At 49.8% G+C, this 24,250-nt stretch carries 18 protein-coding genes; 4 read left to right on the top strand and 14 right to left on the bottom strand.

The window, feature by feature from the left end:
- Nucleotide 1: 1 nt before the first annotated feature.
- The 3 genes from KM934_RS00305 to KM934_RS00295 form a co-directional block, all read right to left on the bottom strand.
- Nucleotides 2–379 carry a helix-turn-helix domain-containing protein gene (locus KM934_RS00305; protein WP_024988781.1) on the bottom strand — a complete coding sequence of 126 codons (378 nt, stop codon included), beginning with the start codon at nt 377–379 and terminating at the stop codon, nt 2–4.
- 172 nt (nt 380–551) lie between these two features.
- Entirely contained in the window at nt 552–1,517 is a 966-nt protein-coding gene (locus tag KM934_RS00300) for a hypothetical protein (RefSeq protein ID WP_215758554.1), read from the bottom strand.
- A 112-nt stretch (nt 1,518–1,629) separates the two neighbouring features.
- A complete protein-coding gene (locus tag KM934_RS00295) occupies nt 1,630–2,871 on the bottom strand; it encodes a site-specific integrase (RefSeq protein ID WP_044064729.1) in 1,242 nt (413 codons plus the stop codon).
- Nucleotides 2,872–3,307: 436 nt separating this feature from the next.
- On the opposite strand from KM934_RS00295, the gene KM934_RS00290 reads away from it, so the two are divergent.
- Nucleotides 3,308–7,630 carry a CotH kinase family protein gene (locus KM934_RS00290; protein WP_215758552.1) on the top strand — a complete coding sequence of 1,441 codons (4,323 nt, stop codon included), beginning with the start codon at nt 3,308–3,310 and terminating at the stop codon, nt 7,628–7,630.
- Between the two features lie 451 nt (nt 7,631–8,081).
- Here the strand turns inward: KM934_RS00290 and KM934_RS00285 are convergent, their stop codons facing one another.
- Entirely contained in the window at nt 8,082–8,675 is a 594-nt protein-coding gene (locus KM934_RS00285; protein ID WP_252344825.1) for a sugar transferase, read from the bottom strand.
- 115 nt (nt 8,676–8,790) lie between these two features.
- Nucleotides 8,791–9,558, bottom strand: a complete 768-nt coding sequence (locus KM934_RS00280; RefSeq protein ID WP_252344819.1) for a glycosyltransferase family 2 protein — start codon at nt 9,556–9,558, stop codon at nt 8,791–8,793.
- Nucleotides 9,559–9,735: 177 nt separating this feature from the next.
- Between KM934_RS00280 and KM934_RS00275 the strand changes: the two genes are divergently transcribed.
- The gene (locus tag KM934_RS00275) at nt 9,736–10,575 is read left to right on the top strand and encodes a glycoside hydrolase family 16 protein (RefSeq protein WP_215758549.1); all 840 of its coding nucleotides are present in this window, start codon (nt 9,736–9,738) and stop codon (nt 10,573–10,575) included.
- Here KM934_RS00275 and KM934_RS00270 read toward each other — a convergent pair.
- From KM934_RS00270 to KM934_RS00230, 9 genes are read right to left on the bottom strand one after another with little or no spacing between them, the layout of a single operon-like run.
- On the bottom strand, nt 10,542–11,417 hold the full coding sequence (locus KM934_RS00270) for an alpha-1,2-fucosyltransferase (protein ID WP_215758548.1): 876 nt from the start codon (nt 11,415–11,417) through the stop codon (nt 10,542–10,544). The two genes, KM934_RS00275 and KM934_RS00270, sit on opposite strands and share 34 nt — an antisense overlap.
- Nucleotides 11,414–12,400, bottom strand: coding sequence for a glycosyltransferase (locus KM934_RS00265; RefSeq protein WP_215758547.1), 987 nt, complete (start codon nt 12,398–12,400; stop codon nt 11,414–11,416). Before KM934_RS00265 ends, KM934_RS00270 begins: the two co-directional genes overlap by 4 nt.
- Entirely contained in the window at nt 12,397–13,305 is a 909-nt protein-coding gene (locus KM934_RS00260; RefSeq protein WP_215758545.1) for a D-glucuronyl C5-epimerase family protein, read from the bottom strand. Before KM934_RS00260 ends, KM934_RS00265 begins: the two co-directional genes overlap by 4 nt.
- Nucleotides 13,306–13,312: 7 nt before the next feature.
- Nucleotides 13,313–14,455, bottom strand: a complete 1,143-nt coding sequence (locus KM934_RS00255; protein WP_215758544.1) for a glycoside hydrolase family 99-like domain-containing protein — start codon at nt 14,453–14,455, stop codon at nt 13,313–13,315.
- A complete protein-coding gene (locus KM934_RS00250; protein WP_215758542.1) occupies nt 14,394–15,626 on the bottom strand; it encodes a glycosyltransferase family 4 protein in 1,233 nt (410 codons plus the stop codon). The genes KM934_RS00255 and KM934_RS00250 overlap by 62 nt, the downstream gene beginning before the upstream one ends.
- On the bottom strand, nt 15,623–16,876 hold the full coding sequence (locus KM934_RS00245; protein ID WP_215758541.1) for a hypothetical protein: 1,254 nt from the start codon (nt 16,874–16,876) through the stop codon (nt 15,623–15,625). The genes KM934_RS00250 and KM934_RS00245 overlap by 4 nt, the downstream gene beginning before the upstream one ends.
- On the bottom strand, nt 16,873–18,387 hold the full coding sequence (locus tag KM934_RS00240) for a lipopolysaccharide biosynthesis protein (protein WP_215758540.1): 1,515 nt from the start codon (nt 18,385–18,387) through the stop codon (nt 16,873–16,875). The genes KM934_RS00245 and KM934_RS00240 overlap by 4 nt, the downstream gene beginning before the upstream one ends.
- A 23-nt stretch (nt 18,388–18,410) precedes the next feature.
- Nucleotides 18,411–19,493 carry a GumC domain-containing protein gene (locus tag KM934_RS00235; RefSeq protein ID WP_252344818.1) on the bottom strand — a complete coding sequence of 361 codons (1,083 nt, stop codon included), beginning with the start codon at nt 19,491–19,493 and terminating at the stop codon, nt 18,411–18,413.
- A gap of 13 nt (nt 19,494–19,506) precedes the next feature.
- Nucleotides 19,507–22,104: an SLBB domain-containing protein gene (locus tag KM934_RS00230; protein WP_215758539.1), complete on the bottom strand. Its 2,598-nt coding sequence runs from the start codon at nt 22,102–22,104 to the stop codon at nt 19,507–19,509.
- Between the two features lie 408 nt (nt 22,105–22,512).
- Here KM934_RS00230 and KM934_RS00225 point away from each other — a divergent pair, with 408 nt between their 5' ends.
- A complete protein-coding gene (locus KM934_RS00225; RefSeq protein WP_394369472.1) occupies nt 22,513–23,106 on the top strand; it encodes a sugar transferase in 594 nt (197 codons plus the stop codon).
- Nucleotides 23,107–23,120: 14 nt separating this feature from the next.
- Nucleotides 23,121–24,089 (top strand): acyltransferase family protein, encoded by a 969-nt coding sequence (locus KM934_RS00220; RefSeq protein ID WP_215758537.1) that lies wholly within the window; start codon nt 23,121–23,123, stop codon nt 24,087–24,089.
- Nucleotides 24,090–24,250 lie beyond the last annotated feature (161 nt).

The raw sequence follows: 24,250 nt of genomic DNA, 5'->3' as shown, positions 1-24,250 counted from the left end.
CCTACTTATGATTAAATGATGAAGTAAGGTATGCTCTCTCTGCTTCTTCCTGAAGCTGTACCATGCTCTTAACGGGTTTTTGACGAAGCCAACAGTCAAGTTCTTTTCTCTCGAAGAATATCAACTTTCCATGAGGCTTATAATACGGAATCTCATGTGCAGAGGTCATCTTATATAATGTACTCTTAGAAATCCCCGTATACTCGCTGCCCTCCTCAAAGGTCAAGATTTCTTTTAGAGCCAACTGCTTTGACTCTAACTGGCGGATACGTTTTTCCTGTTCGTCACTCTTTTTCTTGAAGAGTGCCAACTGTTCATGCTGCTCCTGGCACTTTGCCTGAATTTCAGCATAGCTTTCAGATAAGTCTATGTATGACATTTTTATCTTTGCATTAATATGTTTATAAATAGGAGCTGGCCAGCATCCGTTACTGATATCGGTGCAAAGATAGACTAAAAGAAAAGGGAGAATAAAAAAGTAAAATAATAGTGGACTAATAATAGATTAAGTCCATTAATAGTCCACTATTACACGATAAAAGCCTGATTTCCTATTTGTTATGTGTGGCTAAGGTGATAATCAGATTATCGATAGATTTACTACCTACTGGTAAGGTAGTCATAGCTTTGTTCTTAGCTACTTTCAAATCATTGTGATTCACAGGAGCTGATGTGCTTTGCTTCAATAGCTTGTCAGAAAAACAAGCCGTCCAGTCGTGTGACACAAAAGACTTTGCTGCCAGCATATTCATCAAATACGCAAAAGCGGTGTTGGCATTCAAAGTCAGCATAGCCTCATTATCAACTGATGCGCAATAGAAAAGATCTAGTATCTGTTTCTCATTCACGTCCCTATTATTGTACTTCAACAGACCAGTGACCTTACGTCCATTTCCAACTTGCGCAACTGTATTGTTCACCGTAGACGTAATCTCTGTGATAAAGAACGATAAATTCTTATAACAAACTCCTAAAGGATTGGATGGAGAAACAATTCCATCACAAGGATAATTGCTCATTTCGTTAGGTGAAATGTTCTCTGCAGAGCCAAGTGTTCTATCTTCAATATCTTCATTTTGTTCACCGGCTATCAACTGATGGAACACCTGCATGGTCAACTCTCTGCTTGATTCTGCTTTGAATAGTTTCGCGACAAGATTCGAATGAGACTCAAGAACAGACACGACTCTATTGTAAGAACGCCAGTTTTCGTCCTTACGGTCTTCCGCATCATATTTGTAGTTTTTTGTGTCAGGATTATGATCATCCTTAAAGCGACTGATAAACGCACGATAATCAACATCTGTCTTGACTCCCATACGCTTATACTTCAGGAATGCCTGGTTCATGTATAGATACTCACCTTGGCTGTATTGGGGATATTTCTTGGTCCAAAGATGATAAGATAAAAGTATGGTAAGGAGATATAAAATCAGAGCGGCTATCCAATAGCCACCTGATATACGAAAAACAAAAAATAATGTAAATACAAACAGCAATAATGCTGAAGAAGCCAAAAATGGCCATGATCGTTTACTAGGCCTGCGGAATATAATAAAGCTCATTTGGTGAAATATTTCAAGCAAAGTTAATATATATTCCCAACATAAACGAACATGGCCATATTTTTTAAGTCCATTTAAACAACTCGTCCATCTTATTTGCAGCACCTACCTGAGCTTCATCCATGATTTTAGCGTAGATTTCTGTTGTCTGAATCTTCAAATGTCCCAACTGCTTTGCTACAACAGCAATAGGAATGCCGCTACTAAGCAACACGGTTGCATTGGAATGGCGTGCACAATGATAGGTTATCTTTTTCTTTATACCAGCATCCTTTATCCAGAGAGCCAATCGCTCATTGGCATAATCATTCTTGGGAAGGCAGAACAGAGGAGTGTTATTGTCAACCGCATGAGGGAGCAGATTCAAAGCAACTTGAGGTACATACACCTTAAGATGCTGCTTGGTCTTAACCATTATAATGTCAATATACTTACCATTTGCATCTGAATGAATGTCATTCCTTGTTATCGCCTTCAAGTCACTCCATCGAAGTCCGGTATAGCAGCTGAACAAGAAGGAAGGCTTGATGTCATACTTACCATGAGTGAATGGAGTATTAATCAGCATATTGATCTCTTTATGAGACAGGAACTCTCTTGTGCCTTTCTTTGCAGGAACCTTCTCTTTCGAATTCAATTCGTTCATTGGGTTGTGAGCAATCAACGATTCTCTTACCGCCGTATTCAGCGCGTTGTTGAGAGTTGCAATAAGTCGGTTCTGAGAATTCTGTCCTATAAGTACCTCTTTACGTTTATTCGGGTCTTTGGATCTCTGAAAATTCAGATTCAACGCCTTGTGTTTGAGATAATCAATAAAGAGAAGACACCATTTCTTGTCAATATCTCCAAGCTGACTATGTGGACGGAATAGTTCTGCATGCTGAGCAAGTGAGTTCATGGATGAATAGGTACTATGCCTATTACCTGTTTCCTTCAACGACCGTTCTGCCAATTCCTTTGCATAATCAGACAACAAGACCTTTGTCTTTGGCAATGGTTTGAAGTCTGCTTCCTCACGCTCCAGGTCTGCATTTAGCGTATCGCATACCACTTGCTGTAATCTAAGTTTCTCTTGATTCTCGAGTTTGACTGATTGATCCTTTTCTATGCATAGGATTACTCCAGTTGTTTCGCGCTCTCGCACACGGAATTTTCCACTGCCACTACTGTGATAACGCACCAATGATACATTGCCCGTTTTCAATGGTCTGCCGACGAGGTAAACCTTACGATGCACCTTGCTTGAAGTCAAGGAATAGCCGGCGATGATTTCATCCGCTGTCTTGTACAATTTCTTTTTGCCCATAATCAATATTTTAATGTTATGACGCAAAGTTAAGAACTTCGGATGTGTGGACAACGTGTGGACAAAAGTCGGAAAATAAAAGAAAAATACTCAGAAAATGGAAAGATGCAAAAGTCGCTGTAATCTTCCAAAACCCCGATAAATACTTGGCTTTTAATTGATTTCATTGGATTTTCTTTCTGATTGTTTACCATGAGAAAACCTCAAATCCAGTCAACCCCATTTTTCAATCAGTCAACCTGACGGCATAATGCCTTGTGGCACACTGCACAACCCACGTCCTCCGACAATGGGTTGATAAGTAGATGCAAAGATAGGTAATCTTTTCCAATCGCCAAACATATTTGACATTATTTATATAAAAACCAGTGATTGATAGTCGCCAAACGAATATTTTTTCGTAATTTTGTTGCCTCTGAAATAACAAAAACTAAATATGAAGCATTTTTTACTTGCCAGCCTAACCGCAATCGCTTTGTTTGCGGCGGTTGTTCCATCCTCAGCCGCCAAGCATTGGATCGACGTTACTGAGTCGACCCTCGTCAACCCAGGCTTCGACGACGGCACTCTCAATGGTTGGACACGCGAAGGAGTCCACGGTGGACGTGGCGTAGCCTGCGGCGCCATGGAGTTTTGGAATGGCACCTTCGACTTCCACCAAACGGCCAAAGGTCTTCCACAGGGTCACTACCGCCTGAGTGTCAGTGCCTACTTCCGTTGCCAAGACAACGAGAACGGTTATCAATCGTACCTTAATGGCACCGAGGACATCACCGGATTTCTTTATGCTGGCAGCCACAAACAGAAGCTCGTAAGCGTCTACTCGTGGTCGTCGACGACAAATTTCGGCAGCGACACATGGTCACCCTGGTGGGTGGAGCCCCAAGTGTGGTTTGCCAACTCCATGGAAAGCGGCGCCGAAGCGTTCAAGCGTGGGGCCTACCTAAACGAGATGGAGTTTGACCACGAGGGTGGCGATCTCTCCATTGGCTTGAAAAACAGCAACTTCACATCCAACAACTGGTGCATGTGCGACAACTTCAAGTTGGAGTATTACGGCGAGGTAACGCCCATCAGCCATATCGATCTCACACCCTCAGAGTGCTCACTCATTGTGGGCGAGAGCCAGCAGTTGGCAGTAACCATCGCGCCTTCCAACGCCACCATCAAGAAGTTGGAATGGCTGAGCAGCAACACCGACGTGGCCACGGTCGACGCCAACGGTGTGGTAACGGCTGTGGATGAGGGCGAGGCCACCATCTACGCCCAGGCCACCGACGGATCGGATGTGAGCGGCGAGGCCATCATCACCGTGGAGCGCAATCAGCCCAAGGCCGGATCCCTCGTCATCAATGAGGTGATGGCCTCCAACATCGACGAATTTGTGTCGCCCGCCTTCAACTTCGACGGATGGGTGGAACTATACAACCCCACCGACAAGGCCGTGGAGCTGAGCGGACTCTACTTCACCGACAACGCCGCCAACCTACGCCAATGGTACACGCCAAGCACGCTTGGCGTGGTCCCCGCACACGGTTTCAAGACGGTTTGGTTCGACAGCAACAACATCAACACCAACCAATCGATATTTAAGCTCAACGTGAGCGGCGGCATCCTCATCATCAGCAACGCCGATGGCGAGGTGGTGGCCGAAGTGAACTATCCCGAGAGCATGGACCGCGTGAGTTACGCCCGCACCACCGATGGTGGCGACACATGGGGCATGACCGCCACTCCCACGCCGGGTGCCAGCAACGCCACGGCCGTATTCTCGGCAGAGCAGCTTGCCGCTCCTGTGGTCGACACCGACTCGCGCCTGTTCACCTTGCCCTTCACGATACATGTGGGTATCCCTGCTGGCGCCACCCTTCGTTACACGCTGGATGGCACATTGCCCACGCTCTCAAATGGCGAGACCTCAACCGACGGCTCTTTCGAGGTGAGCAAAACCAGCAGTTACCGCTTCCGCTTGTTTGAAAGCGGCAAGTTGGCAAGCGCCGTCACCACACGCTCCTATATATATAAGGATAAGGACTACGGCCTTCCCATCGTCAGTGTGGTGATGGACTCCCTCTTCCTTTACGACGACAGCCTTGGCGTTTACGTGCGCGGCACCAACGGCCGACCCGGCAACGGCCAGTCGACAGCTTGCAACTGGAACATGGATTGGGAGCGTCCGGCCAACCTGTCATGGATCACCACCAACAACGAGATGGGTATCAACCAAGATGTCTACTTCGAGATGTGTGGCGGGTGGAGCCGCGCCTACACGCCCCACTCCTTCAAGTTGAAGGGCAACAAGAAGTTGGGGGGCAACAAGAACCTTAATTATCCGTTCTTTGCAGCGAAGCCTTTCATACGCAACCGCACCCTGCAGATTCGCAATGGTGGCAACGACACCCGTTGCCGTTTCAAAGACCCCGCACTGCAAACCATCATCCAATCGTCGGGCATCGACATCGACGGCCAGAGCTACCAACCAGTCCATGAGTTTATCAATGGCAAGTATATTGGCGTGCTCAACGTGCGCGAGCCCAACAACAAGCACTATGTTTACGCCAACTACGGTTGGGACGAAGAGGAGATCGATCAGTTTGAGATGAATCCCGACTCGGGCTACGTACAGAAATGTGGCACCGACGAGGCGTTCAACACATGGTATGCGCTCTCGGCCAACGCTGCCGACGAGGCCACCTACGAGGAGATCAAGAAACTCGTCGATATCGACGAATACACCAACTACATGGCCATGGAGTTTTATCTCGGTGGCGCCGATTGGCCTCAAAACAACATCAAGGGGTTCAGACGCAGCGTCGACGGCCGTTTCCGCTTCGTTACGTTCGACCTTGATGGCGCTTTTGGCAGCAACGACCCCTTCAATAACTTCATGGGTAGGCAGACATATACCTTCGACCCACTCTATGGTTGCGAGGTGAACCGCATCACCGCTGAGATCAAACTGGTTACCATCTTCAAAAACATGCTGCAGAATGCCACGTTCAAGAAGCGTGTCATCGACGTTTACAGCCTCATGGGCGGTAGCGTGTTCGAACCCACACGCTGCACGGCCATCATCGATTCGCTCAAGGCGCTTGTCGGTCCACAGATGGCGCTCAACAACGAGAGTCCCTACGAAACAGCGGAGATCATCAAGAGCAGCCTCAACAGTCGGCTCTCAACAGCCACCCGGGCGCTCTGCAATTACGCCCCCATGGGGCTCACCGTGGCCGACGCTCAAGAGGCCACCCTCAGCAGTTCCACACCGGGCGCCAGCCTGTATGTCAATGGCATAGAGGTTCCCACAGGTCGCTTCAACGGCCACCTCTTCGCTCCCGTCACCCTGCGGGCAGAGGCGCCAGCGGGCTACACTTTCCGTGGTTGGAAAAGCGTCAACGCCAACTTGAGGTCCATCTTCAAATGGGGAGCCACATGGCACTACTACGACCAGGGCAGTCTCGACGGAACGGCATGGGCCCACACCAGCTACAATCCCACCAGCAACGGGTGGCATAGCGGCTACGGCCCATTGGGATATGGCAAGGATGGCCTGAAGACCACAATCGATTATGGCGACGACAGCCGCAACAAGCGTCCCACCTACTATTTCCGCCGCAACATCTATCTTTCGTCGGCTCCTACAGCGGCCGATGTGTTCAAACTCGACTACAAGGTCGACGACGGATTCATCGTTTACGTGAATGGCGTGGAAGCCACACGCCACAACATGAGCCAGAGCGGCTACAACGCCTATAGCGACACCTACGCCCCTGGCAACCCCGACGCGGGATCGGTGAACCTCAGCGCCGCCCTCTTCAACAAGGGCACCAACGTGATTGCCGTGGAGGTTCACAACAATAGCGCATCGAGCAGCGATATCTATTGGGACGCAACCCTCTACACCACGATCGGCGCCTCGCCATCTACCAACTACTACGCTACCGAGGCTGAGATAGCGATGCCCAAGGGCAACTTCAGTCTCATTGCCGACTATGAGCCCATCGCCAACGCCTTGGAGGAGGGATTCACACCCGTTCGCATCAATGAGGTGAGCGCCACCAACGATGTCTTCATCAACGAGTATGGCAAGAAGAGCGATTGGGTAGAGCTCTACAACACCACTTCAGAGCCTCAGGATGTGGAGGGAATGTTCCTTACCGATAACCTCGCCCAGATGCAGAAATGCCAGCTTACCAAGGGTGCCTCAATGGCCGCCACGGTCATCCCCGCCCACGGCTATCTCGTAGTGTGGTGCGACAAGCGCGACAGCCAGCGCCACCTGCACGCCTCGTTCAAGCTCAACGACGGCGGTGGCGTTATAGCGCTCTCGGCTGCCGACATGAGTTGGACCGACAGTCTGTCCTACCCCGCCCACGACGGCTACCACTCCGTGGGACGCTATACCGACGGCGGTCGCGACATCTACCTGATGAGCCAGCCCACCATTGGCAAGAAGAACATCCTCACGAGCTACAACACCCACCTTGCCCACCAGACGCCCACTGACATCCAGACCATCGCCACTACAGCCCCAGCCAAGTTGACACTGAGCTACGCCTCAAAGCAACTCTTTGTTCGCGGAGAGGGACAGCTGGCCACCGTGGAGATCTTTACGCTCCATGGACAGAAAGTGGCCACCGTGGTGGTCAATCTCCATGGCGGCTTCGGCGTGGTGAGCGCCACCTCACTCCCAGCAGGTTGCTATGTGGCCAAGGCACACGATGAGAGCGGTCACACCGCCGTTTGCAAGTTTGTGAAGTAAACCATCAGAGGCACGCCCCTATAATCACTAACAGCCCTGGTTCCCGTAAGGAAGTCTGGGCTGTTGCTTTATGCGTTGACAAGAGGGCGCCAACGCCTTCTCCCTCAGCAAACAAAACCATTTTGGTGGCCGAAACAAACCCAAATAGGCCATTAGAAATCAATTCTTCTCAGTGTTTGAGAAGAGCAGGGTGCAACAGGCGCATTGAAAGCATAACGGGCCATGACAAAATGCGAATGGAAGCAAAATGCCGAAAGAAGTGTTAGTAATCTGAAGGACAAAGCATTAGGATGCGTTGCATGACATAGTTATTAGCTTCGAGTTCAGCTACGCTTAAAGGGTGTGTCGGAAGTCGGCTATTACGACTTGCTGACACACCCTTTATGATGCTTTCCCAACGGGCGCAAAACGATATGCGACTTAGCCCATTGGGAGTATAGGAGAATGGGGTTTAGAAAACCTTTCCGAAGATGATGTTGATGAAAGTTTTCACCAAGATCTTGGCGTCGAACCACCAACTGCGGTGCTCCAGGTAGAAAAGATCAAGGTCGAGCCTACGCAGCATCTTCTCCATGGTGTCGGTGTAACCATTGTAGAGAGTGGCGTAGGATGTTACGCCTGGCCTGATCTGATAGAGATAAACGTAACGCGGGTCGTGCTGAACAATTTGGTCAATGTAGTATTTGCGTTCGGGCCGCGGGCCTATGAAGGCCATGTCGCCCTTCATGACGTTCCACAATTGTGGCAGCTCGTCGAGATGGTGGTCGCGAAGGAATCGTCCCACCTTCGTCATGCGGCTGTCCTTTTCGTGGCCGAAGAGCTGTGGACCGTCTTTCTCGGCGTCGATGCGCATGCTTCGGAACTTATAGATGGTGAACGGACGGCCAAACCGGCCAATGCGCTCCTGCTTGAAGATGGCAGGACCGCCATCCTCGCGCTTCACCAGGATATAGCAAATGAGAAACAGGGGCGAGAACACGATGATGCTCACCAGGGCCACCAAGAAATCGACGATTCGCTTGGTGACACGCTCCACCTCATTCATACCATCGGGTATGAACCGTGGATTGTTCACGTCATCGTTCCACTTGATGTATGGGGGTATGTGTCTTTCCTGTTGCTGCATGTTGGATTTGTTGGTTTTGTGTGGACGGTAAAGGTTAGTCGGCTAAGTATTTCCGACTATCCCAACGAGTCTTCAGTCTTTTGAAAATGTAGTTGGGCATGAAGACGAAACAGAATTTAAGCACCGACTTAACTTTTGAGAATCCTAATACCTGCTCATAAATAGCGAGGTTATACTTGATGAGCGACATCTTGTTGCGCGAAACCGAACCCTTTCTAACCATGTAGAGCGTTAACGGCTCCCTCAACCCTAAGGCGAAATGGCAGTCACGCAAGATTGTGAGCGTCAGGCCCCAGTCTTGCCGTTTGCGAAGCAAGGGCATGTAATACTTCCTACCTAACAGTTCGATATCGTAGATAGCAGTGGACAGACCGATCTTGTTATCCATCTGCAACTTGCCAAATGTCATTCGTTCAGGAGCAATGACAATGGCCACCTTTTCACCCGAGGGCTTCACGCGTAGGTATGAGGTATAGGAAAGAGCCACATGGTTCTCGTTCATAAAGCGTATCTGCCGCTCCAGTTTGTTTGGCTCCCATCGGTCGTCGCTATCACAAAAGGCTATGTAGCGCCCACGTGCCTCCCGGATAGAATTGTTACGGGCACACCCAGGCCCGAGGTTCTCCTTTTGAAAGAACACTCTAATCCTACCATCTTGCTTAGCCATATCGCTGAGCAATTGCAGGGTGGCTGGATCTGTTGAACCATCGTCGGTAACCAAGAGCTCCAGGTCGCCGTAAGTTTGGCCAAGTATGCTCCCAATGCTTCCAGCAGCGCTTTCACCACTGTTGTATGTGGACATAATTACAGATACCAGTGCTCCCATTTCTTAGTCATGTGTGATTATACAAAGTGTTATTTAATAATATTAACGCCTAACAAATGCTAATATTTTGTAAAGTACCCATTAATATTGCGTTATTATTGATTTTTTCTTCAAATACCCTTAACTTTGTATGTAACAGAAACAATATATGTAATGAAAAGAACACATTTTTTAATAATAATGGCTTGCCTGATGTTCGTCATTGGGCTATCAGCGGCCATTGCTGGACAAGCCTCAGCGCGCCAAACCGATGAACAACGCACCTATCGCTTGGTGTGGGAAGACCAGTTTAATGGTTCCAAACTCGACACGACCCATTGGGAACGCATCGACCGCAACATACCGGCGTGGCGCCGCTACATGACCACTCACGACAAGCTCTACCGTCAGCGGGGTGGGTACTTGCGCCTTTACTGCAAGCGCAACAAGAATATCGACCCTACCGACACGGCCACAGTACTCACTGGTGGCATACAGACACAAAACCATTTCCACTTTAGCGGTTATGGAAAGATGGAAGTAAGGGCCCGAATTCATGGCGCGCAAGGTTGTTGGCCGGCCATTTGGATAACGAGCGTGAAATACCAAAACGATCCCGACTGGGCAGAGATAGATATTATGGAGCATTACAACCACGACAACATCGTGGTGCAAACGGCCCATAACAACTATTCGACCATTCAAAATCGGCAGACCGAGAAGGAGCGCTCTTTCAGACCTTCCGTCAAGGCTGAGGATTGGAATATTTATGGCGTAGAGATTCTACCCGATCGTCTTATTTTCTCGGTCAATGGCAAGGAAACGTACACCTATCATAAGATTAACGACGCGAAAGTGAAGCATCAATTCCCATACGGTGTGGAAAGCTATCTACGCATCGACATGCAATGGAACAATCCATGGCTGAAACCCGACATCAATGATTTTCCCGCCTGGATGGATATCGACTGGGTTCGCTATTACACCCTCAACCAGTCGGGTAAGCAACGCTGAGCAGTTTGCCCGTTTCTTGTCCACCGCTTGGGAGCTACCACCACGTGATCCTTGCGCTGGTTGAGAAATGCACCCCACCATGAAAATGAAGAATTGGCTACAATGTTAGTTTGGCATGCCGTCATCAGGCGCATGTCGAGATGGCTATCGGCCCCTTGGTTCCAATCCACGAACACCACTTGGCAATCTTTCAGCAATGGGCAAAGGTGCTCCTTGCAAGTGGCAATGTCATTGCTGAAAATGGCAACAAGTGTGCCCGGTCGCATACAAGGCGCAATTTGGGCGATGGCTCGCTTGTAATAGTCGACGTCGCAGATACCGCCAAAAGTGGGATGGTTTACGTAGTCGCCACCACGGTAGTGTATCGAAACGCTGTTGCCACTGGCCAATTGCTGGAACAACTCGGCATTCTTACCCGTGAGAGGCTGACGCCATACAAACTCGCGTAAAATGTCGTCTTTCACATCTATTAGATAGCGATGGTCTTGCCAATAGCCATCGTAATAGGTAGCTCGTTGGTCTTCCAGCACATTGGGATTGAAAGCCGTGGCTTGCTTCTCACGATATTCGGTTTTCTTACATGGCATGCAGTGCTTGTAGATGCGGCTAAGATTGTAATGGCCAACAAGGAGACGGAACGCGTTCCTCACCTCTCGCTTGGATGCGACTGGCAGTGTGGCGTGAAATATCTTATCGATCTCGTAATGGTTGTGGAGTGGATAGCCTCGAAAGAAGCAAGTGTCTACGGCGACCTCATTGCCGTAGCGCTTCCTTAAAGCCAATGCGAGTGAGTATTGGAACATCTGATTGCCCAGTCCTCCTATGATTTGTACTATTTTCATTTAGATGTAAGTCTTTTGTAAAGTGCTACGACGGCTTGGTTTAGATGGTCAAAATCGAGTTTGGCGCGTTGCCTCTCCCTGGTGTTGTCAGTGTAGGGCTTGCTCACTACTTCACTTATTTTTTGTGCAGCCAGCTTTGGATCTCTACTGATGATAGCCGAATTGGCCAGTCCTTCCAACTGTTTTGCAGCATCACCCACGTTTACACTAAACACTGGTTTGTTCATCACTAAACATTCTCGTATGATGTTGGGCGATCCCTCCTCGTCGGACGTAAGAAGAAGGAATGAGGCGGCGCTGATGTAAAGAGGCACCAACTCAGGCTTAACGTGGGTCATTCGTAGCAATGCCACCTCTCCGTTCATCTGAGAAACGATAGCCTCAGCAATGTCGCGGCGTTTAATATTTGTGCCGCTAACATCAGAAAAGAGGGCGTATGGGCGATTCGGGATGCCTAATCGTTGGCATGCCTCTGCATGCGTTACGGGTGTGAAGAGCGAATAGTCGACACCCAGTCGTTGCACGAAAAACTTGCTTTGTTGCCACTGTCTGAGGGCTCTAGGCACGTAGTGCGTCATCTCCGTAGTGACAAAGCCACATGAGGAGAAAAGAGGAATGCTCAGAAACGACGCCCATTGGTTCACCTTTATTTTCAATTTCTTAGCAATGCCATGAGCCGTTTTGATGCTCTTAGCGTGGATGTCTGTTCCGTGAAAAGTGATGACCATGGGTTTGTTGATGCCTATGAGCGCAAGACGCAGGAGCAGGGCATACAATCCACCAAAGTGTATATGGACCACATCGTAACAACTGGCCACTTGGCGTATGTCGCGAAAACACCCCAAACGGTTAGTAAAAGGCATAAAACGCACCTCACCAACGTCTGGCAATGTGGCCATGGAGCGCTCCATGCGGTACATGATAGGGTTGCCCACGCCATCTTTGTTCAGGCATTGGTTGGATAGTAGAAGTATCTTCATCATTCCAGTATTTTCTGAATGGCTTTCCGTGTGAAGGCCAATGCATGCTTTAAAGAGTTTCCCTGATCGCCTTTCCACTTATCTGCATAGTGTTTGAATGCGCTGTCGCCCGTGATGAGAAACATGGCCTCCATCTGAGCAATGTGCAGGTTGTGGTAGAAGGGACTGGCTATTTTTCCACCCAAATCATAAAGGCTCCAGTAGGAGTTGGAAAAACGTGGAAGCAATTCCCGCATTCCCCTCAACGACTGTTGCAAGAATTTGTCATATGTGTGGGAGTCATCAACAAGCGAATAGTCGTAGAGCCCCCACCAGGCAAAAACGAAACCGTTGAGCACAACAGGCAGGTGGGTGTACTCGTGCAGGCAGATCGCTCCATGGGCATAGGAAGAAGTGCCACCCTCACAGATGGGGCGGAGCATGAAGTCGATGGCCATTCGGGCTGCATCTTTATAGCGTTTGTCGTGGGTTTGGGCATAAGCCCTTAGTAGTAACGATGCCCCTTCGCCTTGCGCCATGGCTCCATAAGGCGCTGACGGGTACACGTAGAAGAAATTGTTCCATGCGCCATTGTCTTGCTGGTGACTCATTGCCCATTCGCCACATTGCATGAACTTACGGAGATAAGTCTTATCGCCTGTTTGCAGATACAGGTCGTAGGCTCCCAAGCCATACTGGAAGATGGCTACGGGGAAGAACACATCTTCGCCTTTCTCGGTGTGAAGCGTAGGTAGCCCATCTGTTTGAAGCAGTTCGGGGAGCATAGTGACCTTCTCGGTCAGGTTATTGTAATAGCCCGTTAGTTGGCCAACTGCAAACGTCTTGCCCAAGTTTTGGTTGACGTGAAGCACGCTCTTTCCCGTCAGCATACGGTACCATTTTTTTATGTTGTATATGGTTAGTGCCATGAAGTTATCATTTGTTGTTAACGGCATCGCGGATGGCGTCAAGCCAACCATGTCCAAAGGTTTGGTCGGGTTCCACGTAATCGCCTTCTCCCCATTCGTTCCACGCCTTCAAGAACAGTATTTGGTGTTGTGGAGTTTTATCCTTTATATGGTTCATGGCATCAAGTATGGTTTCCTTGAACCGTTGTGGTGTGGCTTGAATTAAAACTTCCGCCTTCTCGCCAGCCCTTGGCGTTCTGTCCCATTGTGGCAGAAGGGTGGGATAAACGTTCTCCCATGCATCCTCAGGAACATAGTAATTGCGCATGAAACGCTGGTAATCCATACGGGTGGCGGTGGAGAATGCGGTTCTAACACGTAACATATGCCACATCATGGAGAGGCGTCCCTGATAGAGTCCCACTGCACGGCGAAAGCCCGACGACATGACGGCGTCGAACCCCAAGTCGAGAACCGACTGGTAATAGCTGCCTGCCCTGTCTGCCGAATAGTAGTTTTTCTTCTCTCCTTGCAAGCCTTTTCCCGTGTTGTCAGTCTGTCCCACGAAATGGATTCCTGGAAATCCGTTATCTATGGCCAGTTGTTGCCAAGTGTCGACAAACTGCTTACAGGCAGGAATGCTTCTTGGTGCCCATACAGCAAACAAGGGTTTTCCGTCGACTTTGATGTAACGTTCATCTTTGAAAGCGGGCAAAAGTGCGTGGAAATGCCTCACGGCATCTTCCGCCGAATAAGTCATCCGCATCAACATAGAATCGCGTTTGAGACTGCTTCCCCTCTTCCAGGTCTTGTTGGTCCAGTCGTGATTGGCCCAACACAGGCAGAAGGGAAAGTCGGGCTTCCCACTCTCCAGCACCTCTTGGAAGGGGCGCTCAAGAAGTTGCTTACCATTGCCAAACCAGTAATGGTAATAGCAGAATCCCTCAATGCCAGCCTCGCGTGCCAGGTCAGCCTGCTGCTGACGAACCTCAGGCACTCGCAAGTCATAAAAGCCCAGGTCAGCAGGCAGGTGTGGTTGGCTGTGTCCTTTAAACAAAGGTTTGGCCTTTACCACATTGTTCCATTCTGTAAATCCCTTGCCCCACCACTCATCGTTCTCGGGTATGGGGTGGTATTGCGGCAGGTATAGAGCTATTATTCTTGGTTTCATTTTTTTCTCTTTGTATGATTTGGTTGTAAAAGTCAAACACTCGTTGAACATTGCGTTTCTGATCGTAGATCTCACTGCATACGGTTCGGTAGGCACGTTCCCTATAGAGGTCGTAATGATTGGGGGTGTGTTTGGTCACATCAATCATGATCGATGCCAACTGGCTGGTTGTTTGGAACGCCAGAGCTATGTCGGTTCCCTCCAGTTCCTTCCCGTTGTCCATTTGCTCCTTCACGCCAGTAGTATATCTTCCTATGATGAGACATCCCTTTCTTGCAGCCTCCATAAACGTCAGTCCAAAGCCTTCATAAGGCGAGGTGAGGATAAGCGCTACAGCTCGTTGCATGAGTTGGTCCACATCGCGCCGTTGCCCCATAAAGTTCACTGATTCATCGAGGTCATGAGCCCGAACAAAGGCTATTAAACGATGGTAGTAATGGGCATCGGCTATGCCGCCTGCGATATACAAGGGGTATGGCCTCTGGATTTGGGCATGATAACTAGCGTAAGCCTCCAGGAGCAGTTCTAGGCCCTTTGCTTGCTGCACTCGTCCCACCAAAAGGAAGAAAGGCTCCTTCTTGTTATGAGGCATGGGCTCTTGCTGCGTGTCACCTCCATCGTATGAAACCACCGATCGGTTGTTGTCGCTCAAACGGTAGTAGGCTTGCAGGTCTCGCGATATGCAGATAGCGTAGCTATGTGGAGCGCCGAGCTGCGACACCAGCGTGTGCTGGCTAGGGATGATATGCAAGCCTATCTTGTCGGCGTATTCACGTATGTGGTAAACGTGGGGTACGCTTAAGCGTTTGGCCACATGGTATCCGATGGACAGCACGCTGGTATTGGTGTGAACCATATCGACATGGCACTCTTTGGCTTGACGCGTTATATTTCGAATGGCTTGGTGTGTGAGTATCAGGCGGGCGATGAGACGAGGCAGGAAAAGCACCTTGTTCTTCATGCCTTTCAGATACGGGAAGGTACTCATCCTGTATCGAGAGCAGATAATCTCGACGCCTTGGCGTTTCAATTCATGGTATATTCCCTCCTGATCGGGCAAGACCACAACTGGCGTTACCCCCAAGGGAATCAGCCCTTGGAGCATGCTCATGAAAGCCACGGAGGCCCCATTGCCCGGATTGGTGGTGTGTAGGACGTATAGGATGGTCATGATGCGGATACGGATAATTCTTGCTGGTCTGTTGTTGGAGGTTCAGAGGTGGCTGTGCAGAACAACGGTATGTATCGACAATACCACACAACGAATCCGTCAACAATAAACACCATGGATGCCACGATCAACGATGATATCTCGGCCCTTCTGTCCTTACCTTTTCTGTAGCTGACAACAAAGAAGCCAATAAGCAATATCAGGCCGACAACCCCATATTGATAAATGTACACTTTGTAGCCCGAGTTTCCAAATTCAGAGTTATCTCTCTGCCTTCCAAAGAGCACGTCAGACGATTGCATGAACGAATCGTATTCCTTGTCGAAGCTCTCTGTCGTACGGTTATTGCCTGCCAATTCTCCATCGTTTATCTCCATTCGCGCGATAATGAGATCTTGCAGCAGGTTATCGCCACCATTATAAAAGAATGAGCCTATGACTATGGTGGAAAGAACGGCTATAGTACCCATTACTTTGCGAATCATTTTCTTACGGTTACACCAAAGGTTGAGGAATATGATGGCAAAGAGATAAGCGTATGCTCCTAATGAGAAACTGATGATAGTTGCAAACAAGAGAATGGAGTTGTACCATTTCTTCCAATGGCCTCGCTGCACTTGCAGTAACAACACACATGCAGTGCCCAACTGAGAGGGTTCTATGAAGATGGACTGGAACCTGGGGAAGAAGGCGAAAAGAGTTCGATCGTCTATGAGAAACAAGTAATAGTTGGTGAAATAATAGAACTCGTCGGGCGACACCAACGATTGATTGGGTAGCGAAAATCCTATGATGTATAAGAAAAAGAACGTGATTGATACGCAGAGAAAAGCCGCCAATCCCTTGCAGATGATCGTAACGATCCTCTGCCTCAACTCCGCCTTGTATCTGAAAAAGGAGAAGAAGATGAAGCAATTACAGAAAGCAGCTATGAAACTCGATACATTTCCGTTTCCTATCATCGTTTGATAAAACACCAACACGAAGAAAGCGACGGTGGGATATATGTAGTTCCCATCGCTGAAGGCACGATTACTTAGTTGGCGATCGATGATCATCGCCAAGGCGATAAAGGCGCTTGAGAACACCATGTATGTGGTGGATAGTCTCCATAGCGGCCATGGGTTCATGGTCGTTAGGAACGCTATGAGGATGCCTATGGTGTAAAGCCATACGACGAGCGTGCTTTTTCGTAGCGTGTAAAGCTTCGACTTGTTGAATGTCAAGTATTTGTCCAGGTTGAAAGTCATCTCTTTAACTTTAACAATCGAAGTACATAAGTTCTCTCATCCTTGCTAAGCGTGAATGTGAAAAGCGATATTATGCCAATGGTCGCAGCAACTGATGCTGTAAAAAGGAATCTGAACCGAAATGCGCAACACTCGGTACAGGCCACGCTTGCAAGCGTGACGGCCATGGCCAAAGGTAAGAGCGGCATAAGGGAAGCCTTGACATATTGGGTAACATTGAGCCCAGCCGAGTATTTCATGAAGGGCAGCCGTGATAACGAAACTGCGAGTTCCATAAACACGTAGATGGCCATCATAAGATGAAGTCCTCCATCGGCCTTGAAGGTTGCCCACGCTATGGGCACAAGCATCATCTTTGGCGTGTACGTAAGGAGCGAGTAATATTTCAGTTTTCCCGTAGCTTGGTTGGCGGCATGGAGCCCCAGTGTCATTTGGTCTACGACAAAGGCCAGCATGAGCGTACGGCAAAAGGTTGTGGTATAGGGTGGCACCACCTTGAGCCAAAAGGCAAGGATGTCAGGCAACTCTATCATGACGGGTATGGAAATGATCATCATCAGCGCTGTCGAGAACTTGCTTTCCTTTCCTGCGAGACTCAACATCTTCTCGCGATCGTGACTTCCCTCTGCTTTCATGATCTGCGGATTCATAGCGTTAAGGATGGATGTGGACACAAATCGTACCGCTCCATTGACCTGCGTTCCTATACCAAATGCAGCGTTGATGGTTGTTCCGAAAAACTTATTGAACACCACCGTGAGACCTTGCGATTGGCAAATGCCAGCCACCATGCCATAAGTAGTCCATCCTGCGAATCCCAAGAGCTGTCGGATAATGGCCTTGTCGTAGTTCTTCTTTCCCAAACGATAATGACTCTCCTCATATTTGAAGTAGTCGTAGACGATGTATGCCAACAAGTTGAAGGTGATGACGCTTGTCATTCCGATGGCGTAGAACACCAGTTTGTCGAGCCCAATGAAGGCAAGGCTTAGTGCCAGCACGAGTTTCAGCACACCATCGATCACCTCAATTACAGATATATACACAATGTTCTCGTGTGCGATGAGTAAGGCTTTGAACGGCGAAGTCATCACAGTGGCAAAGAGCATGAACACCATAGTGACGTACACCGCGCCAGCCGCTTGCATGCGCAGAGGGTCAATGTTGAGGAAATGGTTGATAAGCAAGTTTTCCAACGGAAGCAATATGAGGCAAATAGCCACTCCAAACATTAAGTGTATGAGCAGGCTGTTGGCAAAGACCTTGCGCACTTGCTCGTTGTCAGCAGCACCTTGGTGGTACGACAAGTAGCGCTGAGTGGTTACCACAAGCGAATTGGTTAGGTAGCCTAATATGCTCACGACACCTCCCACCACCGAATAGATTCCATAGTCGCTGATGTTGAGCGCGTCGAGAACAAGGCGCGTAGAATAGAGGGAAAGGCAGATGTTGACAACCGACTTTCCATATTGTACTATAGTATTAACGATAATACGCTTAGAGGCTTCCATACATGTATTTGCAGGAGGTTAGCTTATTCCTTATCTGTTTGCTTCGTTTTCTTGGGAAGGAGCACTTCTTTCGTGCAAAAGCAAATGAGGGCAAACGTTATTAAGAACAACATTCCGATGACGAAGAACATACGCTTGGGCCCTGTGGCCTTGACGGGCACGGCCGCACCCTTGAGCAAGGTGAATGCGGGCGTGTTCTCGCGCAGTTTGGCGCGGGCTGCCTGCAACTGTGCTTGCAGCGATGTGTAGGTGTTGTATTTCAGTTGCATATCGTTCTCCAAGTCTTCAGTTTTCGACTTGTAGCTTTGTAGAATTACGTCCATGTTGGCGTCTGCGTACGCACCGTATGTTTGGCGCACACGCTCATAGTCGACCTTGGCATCAGCTGTCAATTTGGCATAATACTCCACATCGTTACGCGCCTTTTTGGTGCGGTAGGCTGTGATGAATTCCTGCAAACGTTGCCTCACCGAGTCGGCAATGGTCTTACAAATGAGCGGGTCTTGTGCTTCCGTACTGATGGTAATCACATCGTTCTTCTTGTCTACGCTGATAGCAATGCTCTTTCGGATGGCACCCATGATGGCGTCATCGTTTTTCGACAGTTGGTAAGGGTTGAAGGCCTCGTTGGCGACACCTTTCGTCCCTTGCTCATCGCTTGTCTTAGGCAGCAGGTTCTTCAGTTTGGCCACTGCCACTGTCCACCAGGGGTACTGGGTAAAATATCGCTTGTAGGCGTATAGTGTAGTATCGATGGCTCCGTCGGCGCTTTTCACGCGTATGTCAAACAGGTTGTACACGAATCCGTTGTCGTCCATCAGGTCGGGATAGAGACTCGGATAGATGGCATCTGTAGAGTTGCGATCGCCCAAGTCGATTCCGAAGTTCGAAGCCAAAGCGCCCAAAGTCCCCCCAGACGTAGGTATGTTCATTTCTGGGGCCAACACAGTGCTGGTGGTATAGGTTCTTGGTACACAGACGATGATGAGAGCTGATACGACAAAGGTTATGGGCCAAGCGATGAAGAACCATTTCTTTCGCTTGACGATGCTTGCCCACACCTCACGCAGGTCGATAACCTCTTCCTTGTTTTGTTCGTTATTCATGATGCGATAAGTCTTACTTGCTCATATTGGCGATGGTTGCGATCATGGCGGCGATCGATGCGATGCCAGTACCCATGCTCATGGTCTCGGCCACGCTCATCTTGCGGCTGATGCGACTGGGCACCACAATCTCGCAACCGGCCTCGATCTTGGCCCCTTGCGAGAGTTTGCCCACCATGCCGTTCATATAGATTACGTAGGCGCCGCTCTTACGTGCGTTCTGTGCGAATCCGCCAGCGGCGTTGATGTAATACTTGGCGCTCTTTCCGCGCTCGTAGGCCACAGTGTTGGGGTACATCACCGCTCCGTTCACCTTCACCGTAGCCGTGTATTGCGGCAGGATGAGGCGGTCGCCCTCGCGCAGCACGATATTGGCGTCGCTATTGGGGTTGGCCAAGGCTCGGTCGAGCTCAATACCCACGGGGAAGGTGTTGGGCACCTGGAATTTCTTCAACTGCGTGCTGTTCGACTGCTGCGCCACCTGCTGCACGCTTCCGCCGTTGTTGCTACTGGCAGCCAGTTCGAGGAGCTGCTGCTGCAACTGCTCTTGTTGCATCTTGAAGGCAGCCTCCATGCGGGCGCGTTCAGCCTCGTTGGGTCGGCGCTCCAGTCGGGCGCCCTTCACGTAAGCCATGTCGGTTATGCCTCCCGCTGCCTTCAGCAGGTCGGTGAGTCGCATGTTGCGCTTGCTGAGCGTATAGGTGCCAGCAAACATCACCTCTCCGTCGACCGTCACGCTCTGCTGCTTCGAGTAGGCAGGGCTCTTGCGCACATACACCTCGTCGTAAGGCATGAGCGTAAAGCCAGGCTCGCCATCGATCACGAAGCCATCCTTCAGCGCAAACGAGTAGTTCTTGGCAATAATACTATCGGTGGTCAGGGCCTTGGGGTTGCTCACGCGGCGCGCCACATCCACCTTCACCGTCGAAGCCGTCTCAAGCAGTCCACCGGCTTGGAGCACAAAGTCCTCCAGCGTCTCGTTGTCGGCATATTTGTAAACGCCAGGGTATTGCACCTCGCCCCGGATGGTGATGGTGCGCTCCGAAAGTGTCTCTGTCTTGCTGGGTATGAAGAGCACATCGTTCTCCTGCAACGGCAGGTCGGCCACACGCCCGTCCATAATGCCGGCCACATCAACGCTCACCACCTTCAGTGTGCGATCGGGATTCATGCGGTGCATCACGGCGCGTGCGGTGAACGCCTCCTCGGTGAGACCCTCAGCGTGCTCTATGAGCGTGCGCACGCTATTGACGCTCTCACCCATTTGGTACATGCCGGGGCGGAACACCGCACCTTTGATCTCCACGGTATTCTCGTAGCGGGGCAATATGGAGTCGACGCTCACGCTATCACCGTCGGCTATGCGGAAACTGCTCATGTCGAACTCATCGACGTTGAACACCGCATACTCGCGACCAGTCTTGCGGTTCACGCGCACGCTTTTCGTGTAGGCGTCGCCAGCAAAGCCTCCCGCATATTTCAGGAGACTCTCAAGGCTCTCGCTCTTCTTCATCTCGTAGAACATGGGGCGCTTCACCTTACCCACGATGTTCACCAGGCAGTCGTAGGCGCCCACCGAGATCACATCACCGTCGTGCAACCTCACGTTGCCCGTCATCTTGCCGTTGAGGATGTAGTCGTAGATGTCGCACACGCTGATGAGGCGATTGTTGCGATAGATGTGTATGTTGCGCAGCGTTCCCAGATCGCTCGTGCCGCCCGCCATGTAGAGGGCGTGAAACACGGTTGCGAAGGCCGAGAGCGTGTAGGTGCCCGGCGCCTTCACCTCACCCATGATATTCACGGTGATGGTTCGCGTCTGTCCGAGCGACAGGTTGATGCGGCTGCTGCGATAGCGTGCGCCGAGCGTGTTGCGTATGCGGTTCTTGGCCTGGCTTACAGTCAGTCCGCTCACGTCGATGGGTCCGAAGCCTTCGATCACGATCTGGCCATCGGGCGTCACGGTGCAGTTGAATGTCTTTTGCGAGGCGCCGTACACATCCACCGACACGGCATCGCCTGGCCCGAGCACATAGCTCTGCGGTGTGGCGATGTTCATCGAGGGTTCGAAGGTCAGGTCCTTATTATTGAATATGTCGCGTCCAAACACGCGCTTCTTGCCTTTCTCTTGCTGCTCCAGCAGTTGGTTGAGCCATGCTATGGAGTCTTGGTGCGTCATGTTGCCCAGCTCGGCCTGCATCAGCATGAAGTCCTGGTCATCCTCGTTATATTCGTTCTGCCATTTGTTTATGCCCTGTATGCGCTGCGTGGTGTTGGCCTCACGCTCTATGTTCTCCTCGTGGGTGCGCTGGCGCAGTTCGTCGCGCTTCTTGCCGTTGTTGGTGCGCATGCGGCTATCGCCCTCGTCGGCCTTAGCCATACCGAGGCCCGCCTGCTTGGCCTGCCGCTGGTATTTGCGTTGCACACGCCTAATCTGGTTAATGTCCACACCGCTCTGCATCAGCTTCACTACGATCTGCTTGTCTGATGTGCCTTTCTCCATTTCGCGCTGCACCATCTCAGCCACTTGGCTGTCGGTCATGTTGCTTTGCGCCCTCATGCCTACGGGGCACAGAGCCACGATGAATATGAAAATGATGAGTTTCTTCATCCTTCTGATTTGATTACTCGTTTGTTTGAATGGTTACACCTATATTATTATAGTAACTCCTTTTTTCCCGTTTTATTGTGAACGGAGGCCCTGCAAAGTTACAATAAAAATAAGATACGACAAAACAAATGGCGACGTAACTCGGTCGCACTCGCAAAAGCGTATGGAGGTAGCACTGCGAGAGAGGGGGTGTCAACAATTCGCAACAATCTTTCTGAAGGCTTTTTGATACGAAAACCGAAAAAGCACAAAAAGTGGAAAATAAATGCAAAGAAAGTATAATAAACCCGCACTGGCATACGTTATCATCATAACTAATACGAACAAACAACTATGATGACCAATCCCTCCACCGAATATCCTCAAACGATATCGCTGCTTAGCGAAGAAGACTATGTAGAGGACGGCATGACCGAAGCCGGACGCGACTTGAAACGCTGCGCCGACTTCTTCGTTGCGCTCTTCTGCCTCATTGTCTTCGCCCCACTCTTCCTCATCTGCTACATTGCGGTGAGGCGCGAGGATGATGGTCCGGCCATCTACAAGCAGGAGCGCATTGGGCGCTACGGGCTTCCCTTCTATATCTATAAGTTTCGCAGCATGAAGCTGAACGCCGAGAACGATGGGCCGCAGCTCACCGCCAGCGAGGACGACAACCGCCTGACAAAGGTGGGACGCTTCCTCCGCAGCCATCACCTCGATGAGCTGCCTCAGCTCTACAACGTGCTCATCGGCGACATGGCTTTCATCGGCCCACGCCCCGAGCGCAAATTCTACATCGACCAAATCATGCAGCGCGACCCACGCTACCAGAACCTCTACCAGATTCGCCCGGGCGTGACATCCTACGCCACGCTCTACAATGGCTACTGCGACACCATCGAGAAGATGCTCCGACGTCTCGACCTCGATCTCTATTACCTGAAGCATCGCAGTTGGTGGTTCGACGCCAAGATTCTCTTCATGACCTTCATCAACATCGTGTTTGGAAAGAAATTCTAACGTTGTTTAACGACATGAACCAGCGCAACCACTCCATCGACATTCTGAAGTTTGTCTGCGCAACGCTGATTGTTTGCTTGCACACATACAGTAAATGGCATGACGATTTCATACCTTTGACGAGGTGTGCCGTACCATGCTTTTTAATGATTTCAGGCTTTCTATTATATTCCGAGAAGGGAATAGGTCGTGAGCGACTGGTGCGCACCATTAAGCACATTTTTCACATCATCGTTTGGTCAACCTTGTTGTTTGCCGTCGTCACCGAGAGCAGGGCAATAGCAAAAGATGGTGTTTTGATTCCCTCTGGGAAGGATTGGCTCTATTGCTTTGCGCTCAATGAAAATCCGTTCGGTTACCACCTGTGGTACCTGCAAGCTTACTTATATGTTCTGCCCCTTATGCTCATTGTGGACAAATACAAACTATGGAAGTTGATGCTTTGTGCCACGCCTCTTTTGCTATTGGGAAACACGGTGTTGGGCGCATACGGCCAACTCGTTTTTCAGCAAGACTTTCCGGTAGAGTACATGCGTAATTTCCTATTCACAGGCATTCCCTACTTCATGGTTGGCGTCTTCCTGAAGATGCATATCCATAAGCTCCTCACGGTTAATCGGCTTCTCTACCTTGGCGGCATCATTCTTTTTTCCATAACCACCGTCATGGAGAAAGTCATGATACTGCGTTTGGAATACACGCCCGACAATGAGAATTACATCAGCACCACACTTCTTGCCGTTTGTTTGTTCCTGTTTGTGGCATCGTTTCAGAACACCAAAGAATCCACGATTTCAAGTATTGGCGAAAAGGATTCTCTCTACATTTACATATTTCATCCTCTGATCATCCTTATTTTAGCAAAGCTCTCTTCAAAGATGCCAGAGGCCTTCCAAACTTTTTACCTATGGACGGCTCCCCTGTTCGTGCTCATTCTTACAACAATCGCATCGATTGCTTTACGGAAAACGAAACTGCTTTAACCCCAAAAGGTTGTTAGACGGCAATTCTTGTTCGTTTTTGTTTCGAGCAGGTTGCGACAGGGGCGTTGAAGGCATAGCCGACTATGCCGAGACGCGACGGAAGCAAGATGCCAAAAGAACCGCTGACAAGAGTTGAAAAGAAACCGTAGCTTCCCAATTGT

Source organism: Hallella faecis (assembly GCF_018789675.1).
Taxonomy (GTDB): Bacteria; Bacteroidota; Bacteroidia; order Bacteroidales; family Bacteroidaceae; genus Prevotella; species Prevotella faecis.
Note: the sequence above shows the minus strand (reverse complement) of the source record. Positions and strands in the feature narration are given on the sequence as shown.

Bases quoted from the DNA above. Each gene is read 5' to 3' on its own strand.
- KM934_RS00305 (WP_024988781.1), bottom strand. From the start codon at position 379: ATGTCATACATAGACTTATCTGAAAGCTATGCTGAAATTCAGGCAAAG.
- KM934_RS00295 (WP_044064729.1), bottom strand. From the start codon at position 2,871: ATGGGCAAAAAGAAATTGTACAAGACAGCGGATGAAATCATCGCCGGC.
- KM934_RS00290 (WP_215758552.1), top strand. From the start codon at position 3,308: ATGAAGCATTTTTTACTTGCCAGCCTAACCGCAATCGCTTTGTTTGCG.
- KM934_RS00285 (WP_252344825.1), bottom strand. From the start codon at position 8,675: ATGAATGAGGTGGAGCGTGTCACCAAGCGAATCGTCGATTTCTTGGTG.
- KM934_RS00280 (WP_252344819.1), bottom strand. From the start codon at position 9,558: ATGTCCACATACAACAGTGGTGAAAGCGCTGCTGGAAGCATTGGGAGC.
- KM934_RS00275 (WP_215758549.1), top strand. From the start codon at position 9,736: ATGAAAAGAACACATTTTTTAATAATAATGGCTTGCCTGATGTTCGTC.
- KM934_RS00270 (WP_215758548.1), bottom strand. From the start codon at position 11,417: ATGAAAATAGTACAAATCATAGGAGGACTGGGCAATCAGATGTTCCAA.
- KM934_RS00265 (WP_215758547.1), bottom strand. From the start codon at position 12,400: ATGATGAAGATACTTCTACTATCCAACCAATGCCTGAACAAAGATGGC.
- KM934_RS00260 (WP_215758545.1), bottom strand. From the start codon at position 13,305: ATGGCACTAACCATATACAACATAAAAAAATGGTACCGTATGCTGACG.
- KM934_RS00255 (WP_215758544.1), bottom strand. From the start codon at position 14,455: ATGAAACCAAGAATAATAGCTCTATACCTGCCGCAATACCACCCCATA.
- KM934_RS00250 (WP_215758542.1), bottom strand. From the start codon at position 15,626: ATGACCATCCTATACGTCCTACACACCACCAATCCGGGCAATGGGGCC.
- KM934_RS00245 (WP_215758541.1), bottom strand. From the start codon at position 16,876: ATGACTTTCAACCTGGACAAATACTTGACATTCAACAAGTCGAAGCTT.
- KM934_RS00240 (WP_215758540.1), bottom strand. From the start codon at position 18,387: ATGGAAGCCTCTAAGCGTATTATCGTTAATACTATAGTACAATATGGA.
- KM934_RS00235 (WP_252344818.1), bottom strand. From the start codon at position 19,493: ATGAATAACGAACAAAACAAGGAAGAGGTTATCGACCTGCGTGAGGTG.
- KM934_RS00230 (WP_215758539.1), bottom strand. From the start codon at position 22,104: ATGAAGAAACTCATCATTTTCATATTCATCGTGGCTCTGTGCCCCGTA.
- KM934_RS00225 (WP_394369472.1), top strand. From the start codon at position 22,513: ATGACCGAAGCCGGACGCGACTTGAAACGCTGCGCCGACTTCTTCGTT.
- KM934_RS00220 (WP_215758537.1), top strand. From the start codon at position 23,121: ATGAACCAGCGCAACCACTCCATCGACATTCTGAAGTTTGTCTGCGCA.